Source organism: Planomonospora antibiotica, from assembly GCF_014647955.1.
In the GTDB taxonomy this organism is placed as follows: domain Bacteria; phylum Actinomycetota; class Actinomycetes; order Streptosporangiales; family Streptosporangiaceae; genus Planomonospora; species Planomonospora parontospora.
Genome location: NZ_BMQE01000140.1, coordinates 1 through 1,268 on the forward strand (window position 1 = coordinate 1; position 1,268 = coordinate 1,268).

General features: G+C 68.6%; 1 protein-coding gene. It reads right to left on the reverse strand.

The annotated features are described in order from the left end of the window. On the reverse strand, positions 1-1,244 hold a 1,244-nt coding region (locus tag IEZ06_RS35800; protein ID WP_373293992.1), incomplete at its 3' end, for an IS256 family transposase. Positions 1,245-1,268 lie beyond the last annotated feature (24 nt).

Here is a 1,268-nt window from a genome sequence, read left to right on the forward strand (position 1 = left end):
CGGCCTTCGAAGGTGATGGCGAAGGCGTTCAGCGCGGCCTTCCATCGCGTGATCCAGCGCTTGCGGCCCTTGCCGGTCGGGTCCAGGCTCATGATCGCCATGTAGACGCACTTGAGCGCGGCCTGCTCGTTCGGGAAGTGCCCGCGGGCCTTGACCGCCCGCCGGATCCTGGAGTTGACCGACTCGATCGCATTGGTCGAGCAGATCACCCGGCGGATCTCGGCATCGAAGGACAGAAAGGGCACGAACTCGGCCCAGGCGTTCTCCCACAGCTTGACGATCGCCGGATACCGGCCGCCCCAGGCCTCGGCGAACTCGTAGAACCGCTCCAGCGCGGCGGCCTCGGTCGGCGCCGTGTAGACCGGCCGCAGCGCCTTGGCGATGGCGTCCCAGTGCTGGCGGGCGGCGTACCGGAACGAGGCGCGCAGCAGGTGCACCACGCACGTCTGCACGACGGCCTGCGGCCAGACCGCCCCGATCGCGTCCGGCAGGCCCTTGAGCCCGTCGCAGACCACCATCAACGCATCACCGACGCCCCGGTTCTTGATCTCCGTCAGGACGTGCAGCCAGAACTTGGCGCCCTCACCGCCGTCACCGGCCCACAGCCCCAGGATGTCGCGCTCACCGTCGACGGTGACCGCCAGCGCCACGTAGATCGGCCGGTTGGCGACCTGCCCATCGCGGATCTTCACGTGGATCGCGTCGATGAAGATGACCGGGTAGACCGGATCCAGCGGCCGGTTCTGCCACTCGGTCATGCCCTCGATGACCTTGTCGGTGATGGTGGAGATGGTCTGCTTGGAGACTTCGGCGCCGTAGACCTCGGCCAGGTGCGCGGAGATCTCCCCGGTGGTCAGGCCCTTGGCGGCCAGCGAGATGACCATCTCATCGACGCCGGACAGCCGCCGCTGCCGCTTGCGTACGATCTTCGGCTCGAAGCTGCCGTTGCGGTCGCGCGGCACGGTGATCTCGACCGGTCCCACGTCGGTGAGGACGGTCTTGGCGCGAGTGCCGTTGCGGGCGTTGCCCGCCTCGCCGGCGGCTCGCTCGTGCTTGCCGTAGCCGAGGTGGTCGGTGATCTCACCTTCCAGCGCCGACTCCAGCACCAGCTTGGTCAGCCGGCCCAGCAGTCCGTTCTCGCCGACCAGGTCCAGTCCTTCGGCGCGGGCCTGGTCGACCAGCCGGCCGACGAGCTCGCGATCCGATGCTCCGGACTCCTTGCGCGCCACCGCGGTGTCCTCCAGGTCGATCTCCGTCGATGCCTGGAT